A 4,853-nucleotide genomic window follows, 5' to 3' on the forward strand; every position below is an offset into this window, starting at 1 on the left:
ACGTCAACCGTGATGAAAGTTGCGGCCGGGGCACTGTCAAGTTTTCCAGTGGCGCGAGTGGTCAACCTATCACAGGCGCTAGAAATCCTAAAGCAGCACGAATTTTGGATCTATGGGACAACTACAGAACATGGTCAGTTACTCCACACGGTACAGTTTACAGGAGCCATTGCGATCGTCATTGGCTCTGAAGGTGATGGCCTTAGCCTACGGGTGCAAAAAAACTGTGATGTCCTAGTTTCTATCCCTTTAGCGGGGCAAACTGCCAGTTTGAATGCTTCTGTTGCTGCGGGTATGGTGCTTTACGAGCTTTATCGGCAGCGATTATCTAGTCGCTTATACATCAGTTTGTGATTCATTTGGATTAGAATCAGCACTGGCAGTCAAAACTCATCGGTCAAAGCCTATTCGGTTGAGAAGGATTAGTTTTCTGTTACAAAAATTAATCAGTCATGAAAAAATTTGAACAGGATAGTGTTGCTTAGCGGCTGCACTTGCTGGTAGTGCTAGTCTCAGTGGAACAGTATGAAGGAATTCTTGATAGATATCTTAGGTTCGATGGGCCTAGCTGTGTGGGTTGAAATTATAACTGCAACGCCACGTTGTACCTATTACTTCGGCCCTTTTGCTAACCCTGATGAGGCTGAGGAAGCAAAGTATGGTTACCTCGAAGATTTGCGCAACGAGGGTGCACAAGGTATTGTGGTCACAGTCAAGCGTTGTAAGCCTAAAGAACTAACGATCGCTGATGACTTGGATTCATTCCCTAGCCCAGGGACACAATTTTTTAGCGGTCAAATGTCTTAAGCTGTGATTACCTCTGGGTGTTGTGCTAGCCATTGGTCAATAGTTGAGAGCACTTGAGCTGGTATCTCCCAAGGAAATAGGTGAGCGGTTTGAGGATAGATGTGCCACTCACAGGTTGGCAGGCGGGCTGCTGTTTCTAAGCTAGAGGCAGGTGTGATATGACGATCGCTATCACCGATCAGCATTAAACATGGGCATTGGATTTGAGAGAGCAAGTCTCGACGGTCATAGCCTTGACGAATTGCTAATGATAGAGCGTTGTGGGCAAATCGAGATGTTTGCAGGTAAGCCGCTACACCAGATTCGGCCAGATAGCCGTAGGCTGTAGGTGTGTGCTGTTGCATCAAGTAGCGATACAGCGATCGTTGACCCCATTGCTCAATATTCCATAACCAACCAGGGTTCAGCCAATTGATGATAGAACTGATGCCCGTGAAGAGATAGTCTTGCCAAGTAACGGGTGGATGGTCACTGCGAGGGCAAGCTGATGTTGCCACCAGAATAAGTCCACTGATGCGCTGGGGTTGATGCAGCGCTAGTTCCATGGCCAGAATGCCGCCCAATGACCACCCCAACACCAGGCATTGACGAATGTCAAGACGATCTAGTAGGGCTTCTAGATCTAGAACATGATCAGACATTTGAAAGGGGCACCGAGGTTGGCTAGCACCATAGCCTCTGAGGTCAGGGGCGATCGTCTGCAACCGCTGGGATAAGTGTCGAGTAAACACGGCCATCGTTGCCGCAGAGCCAGGATGTCCATGTAGACAGAGGACAGGAAACCCTAAGCCATGAATTTGTGTTGCTAGGGGAAAGGGGGTAGCCATAGTCCATGTTAAACATTATTGGCTCAGTGTTCGGAGAAATCGCTGTAAACCTGTAAACAGACCTCGCTGTGCTGATTCCTGAGCCTGCTCAGTTAACGTTGAGGCTGCCAACAGACGATCTAGTTCATCACCACTTGGTTTGTGAGGTAGTTCTGTCAGTAGTTCATAAGATGAGCCATTAGGGTCGGTAGTCTCAACCCAAACTTGCCACAGTGATGGATAGCACCGCCACACAGCAGCCTTTTCTAGGGGACGTAGATAATAGCAAGACTCAATCGTGCTAAGAAAACGCTCTCGAAGCTGACGGGCTGCGTAGCCTATTCCTACAGTAGCTACATCTTCTAGCACAGGATTGAGTAAAACCACCGGACGATCGCCCGCTTCAGCACAGAGTTTTTCTACCTCTAGCACCTCCACCGAACTGGGAGCAATGACTAGACAAGCGCGATCTTCTGGCTGAAGCTTGCCTTTCAGCTCACCAATGCCACGAATTTCAAAGGCCATCGGCCCCCAATCACGTCGAGCTAGGGCAGCCGCTCCTGCATCTGGGAAATAAACCTTGAAATTAGCCCCATAATCTGCAAACACATCTAGAAACTGCTCAGCTACAGGCATTGGCTTTAGTTCTGCGAACACCAGTTCCACCTGCAACCTGGTATAGCCGTCTGCTAGAGCAGTCTTTGTTGCCACTTTGGCTTGGGTGATCGCGTCTTCTAGCGTTTGGGGAAGTTGAAGAGTTGTCATGCTGTGATGAATAGTTGTAAATACCTATTAAGGATGAGAGCAAGCCATTTCCACCTATCGCAAACGTGTCCAAACCATTGAATCTACGAATTGGTGCTAATCCTGAATATAGTCCTCACCTGTCAACAGTGCCTGTTCAGCCCGCATAAATTCTCTGCCTAAGTAGGCAGCATGGTCAAGCCGAGTTACCAGACACGGTTGGGTAGATTCAAAAATCTGAACACAAATCTCCTTGGCTGTGCGACCCGTAAATAGGGTTGTGTGTACTCGATCGACTTTGCCTTTTGCTGGAATGGGTTTACCAGTTTCAGGGTCTACAGCCAAGCCTTGATCGTTAATTGCGTTAGTGTAGTGTTTGGCACAGATTAGAGCATTTTCTCGATCAAGATAAATAATGAAATAGCCGCCTTCGTCTAGGTCAATCTGGCGACGGGAAAGCTGATCATCAATAGCCTTAAGGTCTATAATCGTCTGGGTCATATCTACTTCTGTACTCCGCAGTAATCTAGTGTAGCGTCAAACTATTCTGACAAGACTTGGTTTGTGCGCTAGTGTACATAACGGGTCAACTACTTGTACGTTAACTACAACTAAACTACGTAGCCGCTAGCCGATGAAAAAATACATAACACCTGTGGTCATGACCTGCCTCGGTATAACCTTGAGTGTGTTGTTAGGGTATCGGCCTACGGATACTAGCCTGTCAGCAAGTGTACCAATATCTCTGGAATTGCCAGCACTACAGGTTTACCCGTTACCCGCGTCTCTAGCAGCGTGGCAAGATGTTGAAAACCGTGGTGACTATTTTGATCAAATTCAACCAACAGATGTGGGGTATTTGATATGGAGGCAGTTTCCCGTGCGGGTCTATGTGGAACAGCCAGTCAGCGATCGTGCTAATGCTGCCAGAGTAGCCGCTTGGACCCAGGCTGTTACTGAAGGGATCACTGAATGGAATCGCTACTTACCCTTAGTGTTAGTGGCTAATCCAGAGCAAGCCGATATCACCATCTGGCGAGTAGTGCCACCCCTACAGCGCCAAAACCCAGGTGATGGGCGATCGTCGTTGGGCAGGGTACGCTCAGCGGAAACACGTTATCAGCTCTATAGCCACCATCAGGGTAAGGATCCACCTGTGTTAGTTCATCGCTGCTATATCCACCTAAGTCCTAACCAAACAATTCCTTACATCCGCGCTGCTGCTCGCCATGAGATGGGTCATGCCTTGGGGATCTGGGGACACAGCCCTCTGCCTAGTGATGTCATGTATTTCGCACAGGTACGCACTCCCCCACCTATTTCTCCACGGGATGTCAACACCCTAAAGCGGATTTATGAGCAACCAACCCGACTGGGAGGTCAAATCCCTACCCAACCGACTTAACCTCAAGCTTTAGAAAAAGAGATGACTGTCTGGCTGGATGTTGATCTCCATTGGTACTGCTTGTGGTTCCATGCCTAAGACACTAACTATGGCTTCAGCGGCTGTTTCAGGACGTAGCATCTTGGTACGATCGACCTTCAGGCTGATGGAATCCCAGAAGGGAGTATCAACTCCACCGAAATAAAACAGTGTTACCTTGATGCCAAAGCGACGCAATTCCTCTGCCAGGCACTTGCTAAACCCCACAACCCCAAACTTAGAGGCACAGTAAGCTGCCGCCATCGGCATAGTGTGCTTGCCCAAAATACCAACAATGTTACAGATATGTCCTTGCTTTTGATCCTTCATCACATTGGCAGCCGCTTGCATCGTGTAGAAGCTACCCTTAAGATTCACAGCTAACATTGCATCTAAATCAGCGGCTTCTAGCTTATTCCACTGTTTGAGAATGCCTGCCCCTGCTGCATTCACCAGCACATCTAGCTGACCAAACTGCTCAGTAATCTGTTGCATCAGGTTGTTGACTTGCTCAGGCTGCGTAATATCTGTTGGAATAGCAACAACTTGAGTGTTGAGTTCTTGCTCTAGGGCATTTAAGCGATCGCGACTGCGCCCTACCAACACCAACCGAGCTTGCTGGACAGATAACTTACGGGCCAACGCAGAACCAATTCCACCTGCTGCCCCTATAATTGCGACAACCTTATCGTGCATTTCTTCATGATTCTTTACAACTCCTCTTATCATACGAACTATAGCCGCACTCAGCCAGTCCGATGTTCAATGGTGTGAGACTTTTGTAAGACTTTATAGTGTGAGACTCTTTATGGTGTGAGACTTTATTGTCAAAGTCTTGTCAAAGTTTTTGGCGAGGGAGTTGCCTAGACTTCAGGCTAGTTGCGGTCAGGCTAGGGGTTGACTCACTAAATGGGCGCTAAATGGGTGATTACTAGATGGGCGATCGAGGTTGACAGTCTGTATCTAGCGGCTCAACATTAAACTGATACACGTCACTCCAGTTAGTCCACTGATTACCCACCTTTGCCCGCACTTGCCAACGCCAGTCCACAGAATTCCTATTGACAATGTAA

The 4,853-nt window shown here is 48.1% G+C and carries 7 protein-coding genes; 3 read left to right on the forward strand and 4 right to left on the reverse strand.

Features of this window, described 5'->3' with window-relative positions; translation table 11 throughout:
* On the forward strand, positions 1-354 hold a 354-nt coding region (locus NZ772_13860), incomplete at its 5' end, for an RNA methyltransferase (protein ID MCS6814635.1).
* Positions 355-525: 171 nt separating this feature from the next.
* Positions 526-807 (forward strand): DUF1816 domain-containing protein, encoded by a 282-nt coding sequence (locus NZ772_13865; GenBank protein MCS6814636.1) that lies wholly within the window; start codon positions 526-528, stop codon positions 805-807.
* Here the strand turns inward: NZ772_13865 and NZ772_13870 are convergent.
* From NZ772_13870 to NZ772_13880, 3 genes are all read right to left on the reverse strand, one after another.
* Positions 804-1,634 (reverse strand): alpha/beta hydrolase, encoded by an 831-nt coding sequence (locus NZ772_13870; protein ID MCS6814637.1) that lies wholly within the window; start codon positions 1,632-1,634, stop codon positions 804-806. The two genes, NZ772_13865 and NZ772_13870, sit on opposite strands and share 4 nt — an antisense overlap.
* A 15-nt stretch (positions 1,635-1,649) precedes the next feature.
* Positions 1,650-2,378, reverse strand: a complete 729-nt coding sequence (locus NZ772_13875) for a DUF1995 family protein (protein ID MCS6814638.1) — start codon at positions 2,376-2,378, stop codon at positions 1,650-1,652.
* A 96-nt stretch (positions 2,379-2,474) separates the two neighbouring features.
* The gene (locus tag NZ772_13880; protein ID MCS6814639.1) at positions 2,475-2,858 is read right to left on the reverse strand and encodes a DUF4346 domain-containing protein; all 384 of its coding nucleotides are present in this window, start codon (positions 2,856-2,858) and stop codon (positions 2,475-2,477) included.
* Between the two features lie 133 nt (positions 2,859-2,991).
* Here NZ772_13880 and NZ772_13885 point away from each other — a divergent pair, with 133 nt between their 5' ends.
* The gene (locus tag NZ772_13885; protein MCS6814640.1) at positions 2,992-3,762 is read left to right on the forward strand and encodes a peptidase; all 771 of its coding nucleotides are present in this window, start codon (positions 2,992-2,994) and stop codon (positions 3,760-3,762) included.
* Between the two features lie 9 nt (positions 3,763-3,771).
* Here NZ772_13885 and NZ772_13890 read toward each other — a convergent pair whose 3' ends face one another.
* Positions 3,772-4,476 carry an SDR family oxidoreductase gene (locus NZ772_13890; protein ID MCS6814641.1) on the reverse strand — a complete coding sequence of 235 codons (705 nt, stop codon included), beginning with the start codon at positions 4,474-4,476 and terminating at the stop codon, positions 3,772-3,774.
* Between the last annotated feature and the right edge of the window lie 377 nt (positions 4,477-4,853).

This window comes from Cyanobacteriota bacterium (assembly GCA_025054735.1).
Taxonomy (GTDB): domain Bacteria; phylum Cyanobacteriota; class Cyanobacteriia; order SKYG9; family SKYG9; genus SKYG9.

Excerpts from the sequence above, each read along its gene's own strand:
- NZ772_13865 (MCS6814636.1), top strand. The coding sequence starts at position 526 with ATGAAGGAATTCTTGATAGATATCTTAGGTTCGATGGGCCTAGCTGTG.
- NZ772_13870 (MCS6814637.1), bottom strand. The coding sequence starts at position 1,634 with ATGGCTACCCCCTTTCCCCTAGCAACACAAATTCATGGCTTAGGGTTT.
- NZ772_13875 (MCS6814638.1), bottom strand. The coding sequence starts at position 2,378 with ATGACAACTCTTCAACTTCCCCAAACGCTAGAAGACGCGATCACCCAA.
- NZ772_13880 (MCS6814639.1), bottom strand. The coding sequence starts at position 2,858 with ATGACCCAGACGATTATAGACCTTAAGGCTATTGATGATCAGCTTTCC.
- NZ772_13885 (MCS6814640.1), top strand. The coding sequence starts at position 2,992 with ATGAAAAAATACATAACACCTGTGGTCATGACCTGCCTCGGTATAACC.
- NZ772_13890 (MCS6814641.1), bottom strand. The coding sequence starts at position 4,476 with ATGCACGATAAGGTTGTCGCAATTATAGGGGCAGCAGGTGGAATTGGT.